Raw genomic sequence first — 17,920 nt, 5'->3', positions numbered from 1 at the left:
TGAACCGTGCCCTTGGCTATCCCGATTCGCCATGGCGCTATCCGTAAGACGTGTACACCGGATGATTCGTCGGCCGGACGCTGCCGACCACGCAGCGGACCGGTCGGCGCGCCGGATGCGACCGCCGCCGGTCGGTGCCCAGTATCAGCAGATACCGGGCGCCGACCGGCGCTTTTACGCGGCGATGGGTCAGCGGCTCAGGCGCTGGAATCGCCGGACCGCGAGGGGCAGGAAGATCGCGGTCAGGATCAGCGGCCACACCACGGCCATCAGCAACGAGTGCTGTTCCACCCAGGAATCTCCGCTGCCGACCGGCGTGCCGAACAGCTCACGGGTCGCGGCCACCGTGGAGGAGATCGGGTTCCACGCCGCGATGACGCCCAGCCAGTCCGGCATCAGCTGGGGCGCGACGAAGATGCTGGAGATCATGGTGAGCGGGAAGGCGACCGCGAACAGCCCGCCGGCGGCCTCCGGGTTCGGCACCAGCAATCCGAGCCAGACACCCACCCAGATCAGCGCGAACCGCAGCAACAGCAGCAGACCGAAGGCCGCGACGCCACGCAGCACTCCCCCGTCCGGCCGCCACCCGATGACCAGGGCGGTCAGCATCAGAATGGTCAACTCGGCGCAGGCCACGATCAGATCGGTCACGCCGCGCCCGGAGACCACCGCGGAGGGGGCCATCGGCATCGAGCGGAAGCGGTCGATCACGCCGTTGGTGGCGTCGTAGACGACCACCGTCGCGGTGTTGACGAAGCCGAAGGCCATCGTCATGGCGAACATGCCCGGCATCAGGAAGCTGCGGTAGTCACCGCCGCCGGGCACGCTCATCGCGCTGCCGAAGACATAGCCGTACAGCAGTACCGACAGGATCGGAAAGCCGAGTTGCCAGGCGATGTTGACCGGCTGACGCTGATAGTGGGTCAGCCCGCGCCGCACCACATTCCAGCAATCGGCGATCGCCCAGTACGCGCGGGAACGCGAGCGGCTCGGGGTGAGGTCGGTGGTGCTCATCGGGTCGCCTCCTCTGTGGTCGTGCGGTGGCCGGTCAACTGCAGGAAGACGTCGTCGAGACTGGGCCTGCGCAAACCGATGTCCTCCACGTCCACACCTTCGTCCTGGAGTGTGCGCGCGACCTCGGTGAGCGCCGCGACGCGCTCGGTGACCGCCGCCGATACCCGTCGTTCGGTGTCGTCGATGTCCGGTTCGCCGTCGCACACCCGGGCCACCACTTTGGCGACGGCGGGCAGGTCGGCCACGTCCGCGGCCACGACCTCGATACGGTCGCCGCCCACGGTGCTCTTCAATCCGTCCGGGGTGTCCTCGGCGATGGCGCGTCCTTGATCGATGACGGTGATCCGGGAGGCGAGTTTGTCCGCCTCCTCCAGATACTGCGTCGTCAGCAGCACCGTGGTGCCGTCGGCGACCAAGGCGCGCACCGACTCCCAGACCTCGCCGCGACTGCGCGGATCGAGCCCGGTGGTGGGCTCGTCGAGGAACAGCACGTCCGGCGCGAGGATCATCGACGCCGCCAGATCGAGCCTGCGGCGCATGCCGCCGCTGTACTTGCCGACGCCGCGGTCACCGGCCTCGGTCAGGTCGAAGCGCTCGAGCAGCTCGGTGGCCCGCTGCTTCGCCCGGCGTCCACCGAGGTGGAACAACCTGCCGAACATCTCCAGGTTCTGCCGCCCGGTGAGCACCTCGTCGACGGCGGCGTACTGACCGGTCAGCCCGATGCGGGCGCGTACCTCGCGCGGCCGGCTGGCGACGTCTAGGCCTGCCACGCTCGCCCGGCCGCCGTCCAGCCGGATCAGCGTGGACAGGATGCGCACCGCGGTGGTCTTGCCCGCGCCGTTGGGCCCGAGCAGCCCGTGCACCGTGCCGCGCCGCACGGTCAGATCGAATCCGTCCAGGGCTCGCTTGTCCCCGTATCTCTTCTCCAGTCCCTCGGCCAGGACCGCGAAATCGTTCACTACTCACCTTCCCCGTGGCGTACCCGGAAACTGGGTACAACGTACCCGAATTAGGGTACAACGTACCCAGTTTTCTGCCAAGCCGATAAGCTGACGATCATGACCGGCACGGAGACCAGCGGCAGCGGCGACATCGCCCGCACCCTCGACCTGCTCTGGGGCGCGGGCCCCCGGCCGAGCCGTGGGCCGAAACCCGGTCTGTCGCTGGACCGGATCGTCGACGCGGCGATCACGGTGGCCGACGGCGAGGGCCTCGCCGCGGTGACGATGCGCCGGGTCGCGACCGAGCTCGGCACCGGAACCATGTCGCTGTACCGGTACCTGCCCAGCAAGGCCGAACTACTGGATCTGATGCTCGACCGGGTGCAGGCCCCGATCGACTGTCTCGGCGATCGTCTCGACGGATGGCGTGGCGCACTGGAAACCCTCGCCTACGAATCCCTCGCCATGTACCGACGTCACCCGTGGCTGATCGGAGTGAACCAGTCACGCCCGGTGCTGGGCCCCGGGGCGATGGAAGGCATGGAGAATGTGCTCGGCGCGATCCGGCCGATGGGTTTGCCCGACCGAGAGCTCGTCTCGGTGGTGATCATGGTCTCCGGCTACGTGCTCGGCGCGGCCCGCACGCAGCTGTACGAGCAAGAGGCCGAACGCGTCTCGGGCCTGACCGACGCGGAATTCTGGCAGGCGCAGATCCCCATGCTGAAACAAGCCATGGCCAGCGGCCGCTACCCGGTCATGGCCGCGCTGTCGGACGACGCGTTCGGCCCGGATTTCGACCACTTCGGTTTCGGGCTACAGCGCATCCTCGACGGCCTGGAACACTATGTGACCCACCGCGACCGCGCTACGCGGCTCGCACCGTGAGCTTCTCGCGCCCGGCCGCCAGCGCGACGTGCGCGACAGCCTCCTCCAGCCCCCGCTTCGGCAGCGGCGCACCGTCGAACATCGAGATCGCGACGGCGTCCTCGGTGAGTTCCCAAATGCCCGCGATGCGGCCGCCGACGACGACGATCGGTGAGATCCAGCCCGCGGTGCGACTCACCTTCGCGCGGTGGGCGGCGGGCAGCAGGACGGTATCACCGGTGCCGGGCCCCAGCACGTACTGGTCGAAGGCACCGAGCAGGTGCACCGACGCGGTCGGCGCGGCAGCCGCCACGGCATCGACCTGATCGGTCGGCAGGAAGGCGCGGCGGCCTTCCACCTCGACTTCGGTGAGCAGCCCACCCAGCTCGGCGAACCAGCGCCGGACCGTCGTCTTGCGCAGACTGTTGCGGCTGAGCCAGGCGTCGAAAATCTCCGGCGTCGCCGGGCCGTGGGCGCGCAGATAGCCGAGAACCGCAACGTGCGCCGCGGCATCCGGTTCGGGCAGGCCGGGCCAGTCGCGCACCAGGTGCGCGGGACTCGTGAAGGTCACCTTGGTGCCCCGCGCCGGACCGTGGCACAGCACCCCCTGCCAGGCCAGGGGTTTGAGCAGCGCGCCCCAGCCGGAGCGCAATTCCTCGCCGAGCCGGTGGAATTCCGGCTCGGACACCAAAGCCTCGACCAGTTCCTCGCGGGTGAGCACCGCGCCATCGAGCACCTCGGCGACCGCCTCGGTCAGCGCAGCCACCTCCGCGGGCGAGGCGCCGAAGTTCTTCTGCCAGGCAGGCTTCTCCCAGGTGCGTGCCGAGCCGATGAGCGCCAGGCAGGCCGCGGCCAGGTCCGGTGTGAGCGCGTGCAGGGTGCCGCGCATCGCCCAGGTCTTCATCAACGTGCCGTCCTCGAGCGCGCGAACCAGGCCGCCCGGTTCCGGTTTCACGCTGCGCAATGCGACCGCCAGTTCCGCCGCGGAGGTGACCTGCGCCTGCACGCCACACAGCCGTTCGGCGATCGCTACCGCCCCCTCGTCCGCACGGGACCGCACATATTGACGATGCAGCCGCCAGGCGAAGACCTGATCCCAGGTGACCTGCAACCCGTATTCCCCTATCACTCAGCTCAGCAGTGCGCCCAGACCCGCGACCATCGCCGCCGCCAGCGCCGACCCGGTCACCGTCATCGCGATCACACCGAGCAGGGCGGTGCGGGTGGTGGCGCGCCGGATCGCGCCGACCGGGTCGGCCAGCCGTTCGGCACGGGCCAGCACCGCGGTGCCCGCCGCCGCCAGCGCACCCGGCGGCGCGGACTCGACGATGCCGACGATCGCCAGCAGCCCACCCAGCAGCGGCAGCGACCCGTGCTCGTCGGCGGCTTTGTCGTCGGCGCACATCTCCAGCAGGCGCGTGATCTCGGCCGCGCCGACGGTGAACAACCGCAGGCCGGGCAACGTGGTGGCCACCGCACGCAGCACCGCGGTCAACGCCGCGTGCCTGCCGGACAGGTGCGCGCGTTCGTGCGCGAGGACCGCGGCCAGCTGATCGCCGTCCAGCGCATCCAGGGCGGCGGTGGTGACCACGATGGTGTCGGGCCGCCCCGGCACGCAGTAGACCTGACGCTCCGGCGAATCGAGCACCACCGCCCCGATACCCGGCACCGGCCTGCCGACCAGCCGGACCGCCCGCGCATGGACGCTGGTCCGCCTGCGCATGTCCACCACGACGCCCACCGCACGCGCCACGAGCGCGACCGTACCGGTAGCGACCAGCGCCGCCACCGCGAACGTGGCCGCTCGGGTGGCCGCGGCGCCGTGCACGTGCATCGGGGACCACAGGAACGAGACGCAGGCGCGCAACGCGTCTTTCGGATGTCCCCAGTAGGTGGCGAACTCGACGGTCACGAGGGTCGCCGCGATTCCCCATGCGCTCAGCGCGCCGACGATCGCGACGACCCAGGCGATCACACCCAGCCGCGGCGCGATACCGCGATGGGTCAGACCGCGCAGCACGGGCGGACCGAAGGTCGCCACGACGCTGCCGTACAGCATCAGAGCTATGGCAAGGCTCACGGCACTTCTGGTGACTTGCGCGCCGCCAGTCTGCGGAGCGCGGCGCGCAGCCCGGCCGACTCCTCGGCGCTGATCCGGTCGACGAAATGACTGAGCACCAGATCCGAGCGGCCGCCGGAACCCAATGCCTCCAGCATGAGCCGGGCGCTGTGCTCTTCCCTGGTGAGCGTCGGCCAATATCGATAGGCCTTGCCCGCGCGTTCGCGCGCCAGCCAGCCCTTGCGATGCAAGTTGTCCATGGTCGACATCACCGTCGTATAGGCGATGTCCCGCCGAGCCGACAGTTCGTCGAAGATCTCGCGCACCGTTGTGTCCTCTGCGTCCTGATCCCAGATGCGGTCCATGATCACCGCCTCCAGATCCCCGAATCCACGCACCGTACCGACTCCCTCATCCGAGCTGTGCCCCGTCGTGGGAACAGGTTACCGGCTGAGGCGGGTTACTACGGAGGCAACCAGTAGATCGGCCCCGGCTCGACGGCGCCTGTCGGAGCCTTGTGCGAACATATGTTCGTGTCCGAAGCGCCCGTCTCCCGATCCGGCAGACCCCGGATACTCGCGCGGGCGGAGGCATCGATCCTGCATGCCGATCTCGATTCGTTCTACGCCTCGGTCGAGCAGCGTGACGACCCGCGGCTGCGCGGCAAGCCGGTGATCGTCGGCGGCGGGGTGGTACTGGCCGCCAGCTACGAGGCGAAGGCGTTCGGCGTGCGCACCCCGATGAACGGCGGGCAGGCGCGCCGGTTGTGCCCGCACGCGATCGTGGTGCCCCCGCGCATGGCCGCCTACGCCGAGGCCAGCAAGGCCGTCTTCGACATCTTCCGCGACACCACACCCGTCGTGGAGGGCATCTCCATCGACGAGGCGTTTCTCGATGTCGGCGGGCTGCGCCGGATCTCCGGTGAACCGGTCGCCATCGCGACGCGGCTGCGCGCGCAGGTGCGCGAGCGCGTCGGCTTGCCGATCTCGGTGGGCATCGCCCGCACCAAATTCCTGGCCAAGGTGGCCAGTGCGGTCGCCAAGCCCGACGGATTGCGGCTGGTGCCGCCCGGCGGCGAGCTGGACTTCCTGCATCCGCTGCCGGTCGAAAGACTGTGGGGTGTAGGCGATGTCACCGCGCGCACGTTGCACGAGCACGGCATCACCCGGGTCGGTCAGCTGGCCGAGCTGGGTGAGAGTCCGCTGCGGGCGATACTCGGCCCCGCCGCGGCCCGCCACCTCTACGCCCTCTCCTGGGCGCGCGACCCGCGCCGCGTCGAGACCGGTCGGCGGCGGCGCTCGATCGGCGCCCAGCGCGCCCTCGGTCGCAGGCATCGTCCCCCCGCCGAGATCGAGGCCTACCTGCACGGGCTCACCGATCGGCTCGGCAGGCGCCTGCGCGCCGCGAACCGCGTGTGCCGAACCGTAGTGCTGCGCCTGCGTTTCGATGATTTCGCCCGGGCCACCCGGTCCCACACCCTGGCCGAGGCCACCGACCACACCGAGACGATCCTGGGTGCGTCCCGCGCGCTGCTCACCGCGGCGATGCCGCTGATCCAGGAACGCGGTCTCACCCTGATCGGCCTCGCGCTGACCAACCTCGACGACGCCGACGCCGTTCAGCTCACCCTGCCCTTCGAGCCCCGCGCCGCCAACACCCTCGACGCGACCCTCGACGACCTGCGCAAGCGCTTCGGCTCCGCCGCCGTCACCCGCGCCGCCCTCCTGCACCGCGGCGAGGGCATTTCGGTACCCCTGCTGCCCGACTGACCAGCTCAGCCACACGCGAGCGCCCGTCCAGCCCGTGCGCAGCCGACCAGGACCGAACCCGCGTGCGCTCAGTACGACCGCTTCGGCCGCTTGTCCATCAACCGCAGGATCAGCGGGGTGAAGATCAGCTGCATGGCCAACTCCATCTTGCCGCCGGGCACCACGATGCAATTGGTCCGCGACATGAACGAGTCGTGCAGCATCGACAGCAGATACGGGAAGTCGATGACCTTCGGATCCGCGAACCGGATCACCACGAAGCTCTCGTCGGCGGTCGGGATGGTGCGCGCGATAAAAGGATTCGAGGTGTCCACGGTCGGCACCCGCTGGAAGTTGACGTAGGTGCGGGAGAACTGCGGGCAGATGTAGGTGACGTAGTCCGGCATCCGCCGCAGGATCGTGTCGATCACGGCCTCGCTGGAGTAACCGCGCTCGGTCTTGTCCCGGATCACCTTCTGAATCCACTCCAGATTGATGATCGGCACGACGCCGACCAGCAGATCGGTGTGCCGGGCCACATCCACGGTGGAGGTGACCGCCGCGCCGTGCAGACCTTCGTAGAACAGCAGGTCACTGCCGGGCACCAGCTCCTCCCACGGCGTGAAGGTCCCTGGTGGCTGTCCGTAGGGCTTGGCCTCGGTCTCGTCGTGCAGGTATCGGCGGACGGTCCCGACGCCGGTCTCGCCGTAGTCACGAAACAGCGTCTCCAGCTCCTTCAGCAGATTCGCCTCCTCACCGAAGTGCGAGAACCGTAGATTGCGGTTCTGCTCGGCCTCGGCCATGGCCAGCTTCATCTCGTTGCGGTCGTAACGGTGGAACGAATCGCCCTCGACGATGGCGGCGTTGATCCCTTCGCGGCGGAAGATCTCCTGGAACGTCCGTGTCACGCTGGAGGTCCCCGCGCCGGAGGACCCGGTGATCGCGACGACGGGGTGCTTGACCGACATGGTTCTCCTCTTCAGCGCTGAGCTGGGCGAAACAGCGAGCGCGTGCCGAACAGCGAGCTGTCGAAGCTGGGGCCCTCGTCGGGTTCGCGGTGATACCGCTCGATGCGCTCCACTTCGTTGCGGGAGCCGAAGATCAGCGGCACCCGCTGGTGGACCTCGACCGGCGCCACCTCCAGCACCCGCTCGCTGCCGGTGGTCGCCGCACCGCCGGCCTGTTCGACGATGAACGCGATCGGATTGGCACCGTAGAGCAACGCGACCCGGCCCGGACGCGTGGGCGGGCGGGTGTCGCGCGGATACAGGTAGACCCCACCACGGGTGAGGATGTGAAAGGTGTCGGCGACCAGCGAGGCCACCCAGCGCATATTGAAATCGCGCTCGCGCGGACCGTCCACGCCGTCCAGGCACTCGTGCACGTAGCGACGCACCGGCCGTTCCCAGAATCGCTCGTTGGCCGCGTTGATCGCGAAACCGGAAGTGTCCTCGGGGATGCGCATCCGGGGATGGGTCAGCACGAACGCGCCGATCTCCCGGTCCAGGGTGAATCCGTCCACCCCGCTACCGGTCGTCAGCACCAGCATGGTCGCGGGCCCGTACAGGGTGAACCCCGCGCACACCTGCTCGACGCCCGGTTGCAGGAAATCCCCCGCGCTCGGGGTGCTGGCGGCGCCGCGGCCTCGCGCGGGCGCACGCAGCACGCTGAAGATCGTGCCCACCGGCAGGTTGACGTCGATGTTGGACGACCCGTCCAGGGGATCGAACGCCAACAGGTACTTGCCGCGCCGATGCGTATCGGGCACCGGGTGGATGTCGCTGATCTGCTCGGACAGCAACGCCGAAAGATGACCTGTCCACTGGGTTTCGGCGACCATGATGTCGTTGCTGATCGCGTCCAGCTTGCGATGCCCCGGCGGTGGCAGATCGTCCGGGTTCGCGGGTGGGAGTAGGGCGGGATTGATCACCGCACCGATCGATCCGGCGATCGCACCCCGGGTGACCTGATTGGCGACGATCTTCGTCGCCGTCGCGATCACGTTCACCAAGGCGGAGAACTCACCGGAGGATCCGGGATGCCGGTGCTCCTGCTCGATGGTGTAGCGGGTGAGGGTTTTCAGTCCTTCTGGCATCGCGCCTCGATCTCGTCACCGGAGGGCTCGCACGGTCGGCCCGCCGGGTGGCTCGGGTTCGGTGAACACGCTGCTGCCGTAGACATCCTGGTCGATCAGCGTGATCAGATCGGTCTTGGTCAGCGGTCTGCGCAGCTCGACGAGACGTTTGGCCTGGCGCAGCCGGCACCGGTCCAGGGCGTTGCGCACGCTGCGTGCGTTGGAGAAGCGCGGACGGGCCATCCGGCGTTCCAGGTATTCGCCGAAGGCCGCCCGCGCCGCGTCCTCGAAGCGGAAGTTCTCCGCGGCCACCATGAGCTCGGCGATGCCGAGCAGCTCCGCGTGGGTGTAGTCGGCGAACTCCAGGTGATGAGCCACCCGTGAGGACAGGCCCGGATTGGCGGAGAAGAAGCGGTCCATCCGATCCGGGTACCCGGCGAAGATCACCACCAGGCTGGCGCGCTCGTTCTCCATCTCCTGCAACAGGATCTCGATCACCTCCTGCCCGTAGTCGCGTTCGTTCTCCGGCCGGAACAGGTAGTAGGCCTCGTCGATGAACAGCACCCCACCCGCCGCCTTGGCCAGCGCCTCCTTCGTCTTCGGTGCGGTGTGCCCGATGAACTGGCCCACCAGGTCGTCGCGGGTGACGGTGTGCACCTTCGGTTTCCGGATGTAGCCGAGGGCGTGCAGCATCTGCGCCATCCGCAACGCCACCGTGGTCTTGCCGGTGCCGGGCCCGCCGGTGAAGCTCATGTGCATGGTGGGACGAGACGAGGTCAGCCCGAACCGCTGACGGGCGCGATCGATCAGCAGTAGCGCCGCGATCTCGCGCACCCGCCGCTTCACCGGCGCCAGCCCGATCAGTTCCGCGTCCAGCCTGCGCAACGTCTCCTCGACGTCGTGGCCCGCGATGTCGGTGGACAGATCCAGCACCGCGTCCTCGTTCAGGATCTCCGGCGCCTCGGGTTCGGCGGGCGCCGTCCGCACCGCGCCGGGGACCTCGGCCCCCGGGCGATGCAGACGGAATCCCGAGCCGTTGTGCTCAGCCGCCATACCGGTGTCCCGGGCGGACGGTCGTGGCGTACGAGTGCAGGCCGTAGGTCTGCTGCCGGTCCGGGCCCTCGGTGCGGGTGAGCACGAAGCCGGGCTCGTCGGGCGGGCGCTGCACCAGGAAGCTCAGCGCCGTCGTCTGCCTGGTGTAGCGCGCGTCGTAGGCCAGCACCCGCACATAGTGGCGCGGGAAAGTCGCCCGGCACGCGTTGATCTCGGCCAGCACCCCGTCGGGCTCGTCCAGGTCGAACAGCGGCAACCCCCACATCTCCCAGTAGGCGTTGCGCGGATGCGGATCGTCGGTGTACTCGATGGAGACCGGCCAGCTGTTGAGCAGCGCGTAGCGCACCTGCGCGGCGATCTGCTCGTCGGTCAGCGGCGGGAGGTAGCAGAACGTTCCGTGCCGTAGATACATGGCTTGTCCTTCCTGGATGCTCAGCGGCTGACCGTCGGCACGGCGTCCGGCGCGTCGGTGGAGGTGTAGTCGAAGGTGACATCGCCCCAGGTGGCCAGCGCGACGTCGAGCGGGCGGCAGATCTCGGCCGCCTTCCGCAACACCTCCGGCCCTTCCTTGAGCAGGTCACGGCCTTCGTTGCGAGCCTGGACGACCGCCTCCAGCGCCACCCGGTTCGCCTCCGCGCCCGCGGCGATGCCGAGCGGATGCCCGATCGTGCCGCCGCCGAATTGCAGCACCACGTCGTCGCCGAACAGGTCGAGCAGCTGATGCATCTGCCCGGCGTGGATGCCGCCGGAGGCCACCGGCATCACTCCCGGCAGGCTCGCCCAGTGCTGGTCGAAGAAGATGCCGTTGGCCGGCTCGGTCCGAATGCGGTTCTCCCGCAGCGTGTCGTAGAACCCCTTGGTCGTCGCCGGGTCGCCCTCGAGCTTCCCGACCACGGTGCCCGCGTGCAGATGGTCGACGCCGATCAGCCTGCACCACTTGGCCAGTACACGGAAGCTGACACCGTGGGTCTTCTGCCGGGTGTAGGTGGAATGCCCCGCGCGATGCAGATGCAGCAGCACCCCGTTGCGGCGCGCCCAGTGCGACATCGACTGCATCGCGGTGAATCCGACAGTGAGGTCCATCATGATGACGACGCTGCCGAGCTCCTTGGCGAACTCCGCGCGCTCGTACATGTCCTCCATCGATGCCGCGGTCACATTCAGGTAGTGGCCTTTGATCTCGCCGGTCTCGGCCATCGCCCGGTTCACGCCTTCCATCGCGAACAGGTACCGGTCGCGCCAGCGCATGAACGGCTGCGAGTTGATGTTCTCGTCGTCCTTGGTGAAATCCAGGCCGCCCTTGCACGCCTCGTAGATCACCCGCCCGTAATTGCGCGCGGATAGCCCGAGTTTCGGTTTCACCGTCGCACCGAGCAGCGGCCTGCCGTATTTGTTGAGATATTCGCGTTCCATCACCGTGCCGTGCGGCGGCCCCTGGAACGTCTTCACGTATGCCACCGGAATGCGCATGTCCTCCAGCCGCAGCGCGAGCAGCGGCTTGAATCCGAACACGTTGCCGATGATCGAGGAGGTCAAGTTCGTGATCGACCCTTCCTCGAACAGGTCGAGATCGTAGGCGATATAGGCGAAGTACTCCCCCGGCCGCCCGGGGACCTCGTCGATCCGGTAACACTTCGCCTGATAGCGCGAGTGCGCGGTGAGCCGGTCGGTCCACACCACCGTCCAAGTCGCCGTCGAGGATTCACCCGCCACCGCGGCAGCGGCCTCGATCGGATCGACGCCACGTTGCGGAGTCACCCGGAACACGGCGAGCACGTCGGTTTCCGACGGCTGGTAGTCGGGGGCGTAATAGCCCATCGACGCATAGGATTGGACACCCGGATCCCAGCGGTCACGTTCGATTTCTTCGGCCATCGTTCCTCCTGCTGTGCCACTGCGGGACACCCGCACCCGGGTGAACGGGCGTGCCTTGGGATTTCCAGGATGACGGGCCGGATACCGACAAACAATTTGATTGTTCCTCGCGATACCCAACATATTCATTGAGTTTGTTACCGTTCTTCGGTGGGTATAGTGAGTGCGGCTCGGATGGAAACCTTCCTGGCCGTGTCCCGCCAGGGCAGCATCCGCCGCGCCGCCGCGCAGCTGCACATCACCGAGGCCGCCGTCTCCGCGGCCGTCGCGCACATCGAGAAACAGCTCGGCGCCAAGCTCGTCGCCAAAGCCGGGCGCGGGATCGCGCTCACCGAGGCGGGTCGCGTCTACGCCGAGTACTGCCGCGGAATTCTCGGGCTGATGAAGGAGGCCCAGGCCGCCGTGCGCCGTGCCGAGACCGGACGGCTGCGGATCGGCGTGGTCGCCACCGCGGGCGAATATGTCCTGTTGCGGCCGCTGGCCTCGTTCAGCCGCCGGTTCCCCGACATCGAGCTGAGCCTGTCGGTGCATCCGCGCGACGCGCTGTTCCTCGAATTGCAGCACCACGAAACGGATCTCGTCATCGCGGGCCGTCCGCCGCGGGACACGGGACTGGTGGTGCGTGCGCGGCGACCGAGCCGCCTGGTCGTGGTCGGCCTGCCGGAACTGGACCCGCTGCACACCACCTGGCTGCTGCGCGGCCGCGGCTCGGGCACCCGCGAGGCCACCCTCGCCCTGCTCGACCAGCTCCGGATCGAACCGCCCACGCTCACCCTCGGGTCGCACGGCGCGGCCCTGGCCGCCGCGCGAGAAGGCCTGGGCGTCACGCTGATCCACAGCGACGCGATCTCCCAGGATCTGGAGAACGGCGTCCTGCGCGTCCTCCCCGTGGAGGGCACCCCGCTGGACCGTCCGTGGCATGCCATCACCACCCGCACCCCGACTCCGACCACCCGCCTGTTCCTCACCCATCTGCTCGACCCCGCCGAGGTCGGCTCCGACGCCTTCCACCCGCACTGACCTGCCTGCCCGCTGCCCGGCACGGGCGAAACCACCGGCCGCGGCTATGACAAACCGGCCGCTCCGACGCGCTCTTTCACGACCCGCTGGCCGAGCGGCTCGCCGGTGAGCGCGGCCACGCCATCGCCGCCGCCGCGCCCTCGGTGATGCGCAACGGTTGGCCGACTGGTCGGGAATCATCCGCTTCCGCCACGCCTGAGCGCGGTGCGCCGCACCGGTCGGCGCGGCTACAGCTGGCCGTGCTGGGAGTCGAAGGTCAGGACGCGGCCGCCCAGTTGGATCTGGGCGCCGGGTACGAGGGTGACCGGATGGCCCGGTACCGCGCGGACCCAGTCCTGGCGTCCGGGATGACGAATGTGAGTGCCGTTCGTGGAGCCGCCGTCCACGACCGTCACGTCCCAGTCGACGAGGCGGATCTCCGCGTGCGCTCGCGACATGCCCCCCGAGCTGTCCTCCAGCCGCACCGGGCGCGCCCCGCGCGCGACCGCCTCCGAGTGCTCCGGCTCGCGGCCCAGAACGCAGTCGTTGTCCAGGACGAACGACGTGCCGTCGTCCAGCAGCAGCACACCCAGCGGTGGGCGCACCCCCTCGCTCAGCACGCAGGTGAGCTGGTCCATCCGGATCCCGCACACCGCGCAGAACGACACCCGCGGATCGTTGTGATGATGCCGGGCACATTGGAATCCGTGCACGATCACCCGATGCCCGAGCGTGTTCGAGCCGGTCGATCCGAGCGCGTCCGCGACCACCTCGGCGGAGGGCACCATCGTCTCGGCGAGGTTCGCATCGTTGGCGATCGCGTAGTCCCGATCGGTGCGGTGCGCGGGCCGCGCCGGGTCCGGGCTCGGCGGAAGCGGTTGCGCCACCGGCGGTGTCATGCCTCGGCGCGGCGGCGTCTGCCGCGCCGAGGCATGCAGATCGACTTCGGTCGCGGCGTCGGCGGCTTCCTCGTCCTTGCGCAGGCTCGGCGCCTGCCGGGGCTGCGGTGCGGACACGTGCTCGGACTCCGGCTGCGCGCCGGGTCGGTGCGATTCCGGCATGGCCTCCGGTCCGGCGGAGACCGGTGATTGCGGCCCTGCGGTGAGCGGCTGTTGCGCGGCGGGCGGCGATTCCGGTGCCGGTCGGGGCTCGACGCGCGGCGGCTCCGCTGCCCGCCGCGGTCCTGGGGCCGGTTCCGGCGTCGAGGCCGCGTGGGGCGCGGCGAGGGGCGGTCGCGGCGCGGAACCCGCCCGTGGCCGGCCCAGCGACTCGGTGACGCCGTCGATCGCCGGTTCGCCGCCGATCACGTCCGGCGCCACCTCTGACCACAGCACCGCGCCCGACCCGGGGACCGTCCCCGCGCCGAGCGCGAAGATCCCGCGTCCCGGCAAAGCCTCCGCGGTCCACCCGGCCTCGTCCACGAACAACCCCGCGCCGCTGCCCGGGGTCGGCGTCACCATGCGGTCGACGGTGAATCCGGCGTCCCGGCCGCGAAGCACCTCCGTGTGGCCGGGACCCGAGAGCACCGCCGTGACCCCACCGTGCAGGAATATCGCCAGGCCGTTGTCCACGGGCGTGATCACCCCGAATTCGACCTCGTCCTCTTCACCGTTGGACAGGCTCATGAGCCAGGTCGTGGCCAGCCGCGCCACCGCGCGCCCGCTGCGGCGCCGGTCGCGTGCGACGGCTTCGCGCACGATGTCCAGCAGCGCCGTCATCGTCCGGGCCGCCACCGTGTCCGCCGTGACGGCGCCGTCGCCACGGTGCGCGACGACCACGACCGCGCCGCCCGCGCTCGCCACCAGATGGGCGCCGGGCAATGCCTCGATCTGCGCGCTCATAGGAACCGGCCGCCTTGGAACCGCCACCGGTGGAACACCACCCGCATCGGCCCGTTCACGATGAGCCAGAAGACGATCCACGTGACGACGAACTGGATTCCGAACGCCGCGAGCGACGGGCGCAGATGCTCGGGCAGCACCACGGTGGTGTAACGCACGAGGACCCACATCAGCGCTCCCTCGTTGAGGATGGTGACGAAACCGAACAAGGTCGGCCAGTCCTTTTCCCAGCGGAACTGCTGCAGGAAATGGTAGAGCAATTCCCACAGCACGCCGACCAGAACGGTCGCCAGCAGGACCGACAACGTCACCCGGTAGGCCTGACCGATGCTCAACGAACCGGTCGGCAGGACCGGGGTGATGATCAGCGCGACGACGAAGCCGATCACGCTCAGCGCCAGAAGACGGGTCTGGATTCGCCCGTTCAAGGTAGGAAGCATCGCTCAGATCTTCTCGTTCGTAACCCACAACCACCATTGCCGCGTCGAGCGCAGCGGCCCCATCCTGCGGCAGAATCCGACCGCGGCCAGATCGTCGGCGATCTCCTGCGCGGCGATCTGCAGCCCCAGGAAGGTGTCCACGCCGACGAACGGCCCGCCGAGGGTAGCGCTGCCGGAGGCGTACATCCGTCCGGGGCCGCTGCGGGTGCCGATCAGCTCGAATGTCGTGTCCACGTCGAGCCGGCCGAGCGGATTGCGACCGGCGCCGGTGTGGTCGAGCAGGTCGGCCAGCAGCCGGTGCTCGCGGATGTCGGCTTCCAAGCCCGTGCAGTCGATGATGTAGTCGACGGTCGTGTCGAACGGTTGCGTCGGCGGCGGAAACGGCAGCGGCGCACTGGTGTCCGGAAGAATCGTCGCGACCACGCCTTGCCGTCCCCCGGCCGGGCGCGGAGCCCGCATCGTGCCCGCCATCACCTGGTACCACCCCTCTCGGCGGCCACGGCGCAACTGTTCCTGCCAGTTGTCCCGGATCGGGGTGTTGGTACCGGAGATTTCCTTGTACGCCCGCGCCCGTTCCTCGCCCTGCAGATTGCGTACTTTCTGCTTGAGCTGACCGCCCCACACCGACTTCGGATAGTTGAACCCCTGGTAGGCCCATCCGTCGCCGCCCTTGCGCCTGCTGAAGATGTTCTTGCCGTGCGAGCCGGCGATGTACGTGCGGAACAGGTGCAGGATCCGGGTGTCGAGCCGGTGCTTGTCCCGGTCGTCGATGAGCCGTTGCAGGACGCGGCTCGCGACGATTCCGCTGCCGCGGATCAGCACGGTGCCGGGCCGCCGCTGGAGCGCCTGGTAGACGTGCTCGTGCGGCTCGTAGGCGTTGACCACCCGGGTCGGATCACGATGGGTTTCGCGATACTCCTGCAGGTCCGGCAGCAGCTTCAGGCCCGGATAACCCACGGCCACATGCACATACGTGCTGCGGAAGGCGACGCGCTTGGTCGGCGTCGAACCCGCGGGCGGGGTGAGGATGGTGAAATATCCGCCGCCGTGGCGCTTGCGCACCATGCGCACGTGGCCGCGGTGCAGCGAGCGCGCGTAACCGATGCGGTGGAATTCCCGCTCCATGGCGGCGAACGCCTGGCCTGCGCGCGGGGTGTAGTAATTGGCGAAGATCGGCTCGACGAAGACGTTCCACAGCGCTTTGATCGACTTGTCGGCGATGGCCTCGCGCACCGCGTAGGAGGGGAAGCCCCAGATGTTGTCCGGCGTCGAGGCCGAGTCGCTGCGCAGGCGCTCGCCGCGCGGAATCTGCGAGACCCTCGTCAGATACTCATAGGAGGCCCAGGGGTGCTCCTGCGGACCGAGTACCGCCATCGCCTCGGCGGGCACACCGAAGATCCGGAGCGTGTCATAGGTGACGAACGATCCGATCCCACTGCCGATGGTCACGAACGGAACGTCGATCACCGGAATCCCGGCGTGGCCCAGCATCTCATCGGTCCACACGTCGGTGTCGACGAGGGCCTGCGTGATATCTCCCCGCATTGGCCGGACTCTACCGGCAGATTCTTATCAACTGCTTGTCATCGGCTTTCGACCCTCGACCACGCCGGTGACGCGCGGTGGACGACGCGCGGGCGCCAACTGCGCCGAACCTGCCACGCGCCCCACCCTCGCGGACGTACGATGCCGATCGTGGCCGATTCCACTCGTTCCACCCCTCTGCGGGTTCTCGTGTACAGCAACGACGCCGACACCAGGCGCCAGGTGATCCAGGCCTTGGGCAAGCACCCGCACCCGGAACTACCGGCGTTCGAGTACCTCGAGGTGGCCACCGCCCCCGTGGTGATCGCGCAGCTCGATGCGGGCGGCATAGACCTGGCCGTGCTCGACGGCGAGGCGGCCCCCGCGGGCGGGCTCGGTATCGCCAAGCAGTTGAAAGACGAAGTCGAGCCGTGCCCGCCGCTGCTGGTACTCACCGGCCGTCCGGATGACGCCTGGCTGGCCAACTGGTCGCGCGCGGAGGCCGCGGTGGCGCACCCCATCGACCCGCTCCGGCTCACCGAGGCCGTCGTGGCACTGCTGCGCAACCGTTCGGCGGCCTGATCGCCGCCTGCCCGACTTCAACCGCGGCAGCTATTCATAGCGATCTTGAATTAGTTGTCCTCCGCGCCTGGCGCTGCCGCGCTCTCGGTCGAACGGGTCCCGAACCGGCGCCCGGTCGACACTCCCGACCTTCGCCTCGCTGTCGCTGATTCCGACTCCGAACCCGCTCGGGACCACATTTGACGTCGCGATACCCGGCATTTCCGACCGCCAACTGACCGTTCAGCCAAGATTCCGGGTCCGCCGGGCGGATTACCACCGTTTCGGTCATAAATGCTTGTACTGAATTCGATCAAACGACGTCGCCAAACCCGGTGCGGGCCGTCCGTTCGGTTGTAGGCTGTGCCGTACCTCACATGGGAGCGCGACCGGTAATGACCGCTCCCGGGTGAAGCCGAGGGGCGAGTCTGGCCGAGGCGGACAACGACGTCAGCCCGCCTCGGACGCTGTTGTCAGCTGCAGCTCGCAAGGAGGGGAAGTGCAGTCGTGAATATCGAGATGCCGACGCTTGTACTCGGCGCGATCGCGGCCGCGTTCGCGCTGTTCTCCATCGTCCTATCGGCCCTGGTCGGCCCGAAACGGCACAACCGGGCGAAACTGGAACCCTACGAATGCGGTATCGAACCCACGCCGCATGCCGTGGCCGGTGGGCCGGGAAATGTTACGGGACAACGCTTTCCGGTGAAGTACTACCTCACCGCGATGTTGTTCATCATCTTCGACATCGAGATCGTGTTCCTCTACCCGTGGGCAGTGCACTTCGATGCGCTCGGTCTCTTCGGTCTCGCCGCGATGGCGTTGTTCATCTTCAACGTCTCGGTGGCCTACGCCTACGAATGGCGGCGCGGCGGGCTCAGCTGGGACTGAATGCCGCGCAGCCGAATTCGTAAGCCGACGAGTGGAAGC

General features: G+C 68.7%; 18 protein-coding genes. 5 read left to right on the top strand and 13 right to left on the bottom strand.

From position 1 onward, the window contains the following. Nucleotides 1-189: 189 nt before the first annotated feature. Both IU450_RS22705 and IU450_RS22700 read right to left on the bottom strand, forming a co-directional pair. A complete protein-coding gene (locus IU450_RS22705; protein WP_195151756.1) occupies nucleotides 190-1,014 on the bottom strand; it encodes an ABC transporter permease in 825 nt (274 codons plus the stop codon). Continuing rightward, nucleotides 1,011-1,973, bottom strand: a complete 963-nt coding sequence (locus IU450_RS22700) for an ATP-binding cassette domain-containing protein (protein ID WP_195151755.1) — start codon at nucleotides 1,971-1,973, stop codon at nucleotides 1,011-1,013. Before IU450_RS22700 ends, IU450_RS22705 begins: the two co-directional genes overlap by 4 nt. Nucleotides 1,974-2,072: 99 nt before the next feature. On the opposite strand from IU450_RS22700, the gene IU450_RS22695 reads away from it, so the two are divergent. Then, on the top strand, nucleotides 2,073-2,840 hold the full coding sequence (locus IU450_RS22695) for a TetR/AcrR family transcriptional regulator (protein ID WP_195151754.1): 768 nt from the start codon (nucleotides 2,073-2,075) through the stop codon (nucleotides 2,838-2,840). Here IU450_RS22695 and IU450_RS22690 read toward each other — a convergent pair. The 3 genes from IU450_RS22690 to IU450_RS22680 are packed head-to-tail and all read right to left on the bottom strand — an operon-like array spanning nucleotide 2,821 to nucleotide 5,276. Beyond that, nucleotides 2,821-3,948, bottom strand: coding sequence for a winged helix DNA-binding domain-containing protein (locus tag IU450_RS22690; protein WP_324197774.1), 1,128 nt, complete (start codon nucleotides 3,946-3,948; stop codon nucleotides 2,821-2,823). The two genes, IU450_RS22695 and IU450_RS22690, sit on opposite strands and share 20 nt — an antisense overlap. Next, nucleotides 3,949-4,878 carry a M56 family metallopeptidase gene (locus IU450_RS22685; protein ID WP_195151753.1) on the bottom strand — a complete coding sequence of 310 codons (930 nt, stop codon included), beginning with the start codon at nucleotides 4,876-4,878 and terminating at the stop codon, nucleotides 3,949-3,951. It abuts the gene before it with no gap. Nucleotides 4,879-4,895: 17 nt separating this feature from the next. Beyond that, nucleotides 4,896-5,276: a BlaI/MecI/CopY family transcriptional regulator gene (locus IU450_RS22680; RefSeq protein ID WP_084466478.1), complete on the bottom strand. Its 381-nt coding sequence runs from the start codon at nucleotides 5,274-5,276 to the stop codon at nucleotides 4,896-4,898. Nucleotides 5,277-5,405: 129 nt separating this feature from the next. Here IU450_RS22680 and dinB point away from each other — a divergent pair, with 129 nt between their 5' ends. Further along, complete coding sequence (gene dinB / locus IU450_RS22675; protein WP_195151752.1) at nucleotides 5,406-6,647, top strand: DNA polymerase IV; 1,242 nt, start codon at nucleotides 5,406-5,408, stop codon at nucleotides 6,645-6,647. Nucleotides 6,648-6,715: 68 nt separating this feature from the next. On the opposite strand, the gene IU450_RS22670 is transcribed toward dinB, so the two are convergent. From IU450_RS22670 to IU450_RS22650, 5 genes are read right to left on the bottom strand one after another with little or no spacing between them, the layout of a single operon-like run. After that, on the bottom strand, nucleotides 6,716-7,594 hold the full coding sequence (locus tag IU450_RS22670) for a phosphoribulokinase (protein WP_195151751.1): 879 nt from the start codon (nucleotides 7,592-7,594) through the stop codon (nucleotides 6,716-6,718). Between the two features lie 11 nt (nucleotides 7,595-7,605). Further along, nucleotides 7,606-8,721 carry a class 1 fructose-bisphosphatase gene (locus tag IU450_RS22665; RefSeq protein WP_195151750.1) on the bottom strand — a complete coding sequence of 372 codons (1,116 nt, stop codon included), beginning with the start codon at nucleotides 8,719-8,721 and terminating at the stop codon, nucleotides 7,606-7,608. A gap of 15 nt (nucleotides 8,722-8,736) precedes the next feature. After that, nucleotides 8,737-9,753 carry an AAA family ATPase gene (locus tag IU450_RS22660; protein ID WP_195151749.1) on the bottom strand — a complete coding sequence of 339 codons (1,017 nt, stop codon included), beginning with the start codon at nucleotides 9,751-9,753 and terminating at the stop codon, nucleotides 8,737-8,739. Further along, the gene (locus IU450_RS22655; RefSeq protein WP_195151748.1) at nucleotides 9,743-10,165 is read right to left on the bottom strand and encodes a ribulose bisphosphate carboxylase small subunit; all 423 of its coding nucleotides are present in this window, start codon (nucleotides 10,163-10,165) and stop codon (nucleotides 9,743-9,745) included. The genes IU450_RS22660 and IU450_RS22655 overlap by 11 nt, the downstream gene beginning before the upstream one ends. A 20-nt stretch (nucleotides 10,166-10,185) precedes the next feature. Next, the gene (locus tag IU450_RS22650) at nucleotides 10,186-11,628 is read right to left on the bottom strand and encodes a form I ribulose bisphosphate carboxylase large subunit (RefSeq protein WP_195151747.1); all 1,443 of its coding nucleotides are present in this window, start codon (nucleotides 11,626-11,628) and stop codon (nucleotides 10,186-10,188) included. A 150-nt stretch (nucleotides 11,629-11,778) separates the two neighbouring features. On the opposite strand from IU450_RS22650, the gene IU450_RS22645 reads away from it, so the two are divergent. After that, entirely contained in the window at nucleotides 11,779-12,648 is an 870-nt protein-coding gene (locus tag IU450_RS22645; RefSeq protein ID WP_324197773.1) for a LysR family transcriptional regulator, read from the top strand. 227 nt (nucleotides 12,649-12,875) lie between these two features. Here the strand turns inward: IU450_RS22645 and IU450_RS22640 are convergent, their stop codons facing one another. Genes IU450_RS22640 through IU450_RS22630 form a run of 3 tightly spaced genes read right to left on the bottom strand, consistent with a single transcriptional unit; the run spans nucleotide 12,876 to nucleotide 16,453 of the window. Next, a complete protein-coding gene (locus IU450_RS22640) occupies nucleotides 12,876-14,468 on the bottom strand; it encodes an FHA domain-containing protein (RefSeq protein ID WP_228834959.1) in 1,593 nt (530 codons plus the stop codon). Then, nucleotides 14,465-14,908, bottom strand: coding sequence for a hypothetical protein (locus tag IU450_RS22635; RefSeq protein ID WP_195151746.1), 444 nt, complete (start codon nucleotides 14,906-14,908; stop codon nucleotides 14,465-14,467). Before IU450_RS22635 ends, IU450_RS22640 begins: the two co-directional genes overlap by 4 nt. Nucleotides 14,909-14,911: 3 nt before the next feature. After that, on the bottom strand, nucleotides 14,912-16,453 hold the full coding sequence (locus IU450_RS22630; RefSeq protein ID WP_195151745.1) for a hypothetical protein: 1,542 nt from the start codon (nucleotides 16,451-16,453) through the stop codon (nucleotides 14,912-14,914). A gap of 141 nt (nucleotides 16,454-16,594) precedes the next feature. Here IU450_RS22630 and IU450_RS22625 point away from each other — a divergent pair, with 141 nt between their 5' ends. Next, nucleotides 16,595-17,014 carry a hypothetical protein gene (locus tag IU450_RS22625; protein ID WP_195151744.1) on the top strand — a complete coding sequence of 140 codons (420 nt, stop codon included), beginning with the start codon at nucleotides 16,595-16,597 and terminating at the stop codon, nucleotides 17,012-17,014. 498 nt (nucleotides 17,015-17,512) lie between these two features. Beyond that, entirely contained in the window at nucleotides 17,513-17,881 is a 369-nt protein-coding gene (locus IU450_RS22620) for an NADH-quinone oxidoreductase subunit A (RefSeq protein WP_228834988.1), read from the top strand. Nucleotides 17,882-17,920 lie beyond the last annotated feature (39 nt).

Source organism: Nocardia abscessus (genome assembly GCF_015477775.1).
In the GTDB taxonomy this organism is placed as follows: Bacteria; Actinomycetota; Actinomycetes; order Mycobacteriales; family Mycobacteriaceae; genus Nocardia; species Nocardia abscessus_A.
This window is presented reverse-complemented; position numbering and strand designations above follow the sequence as displayed.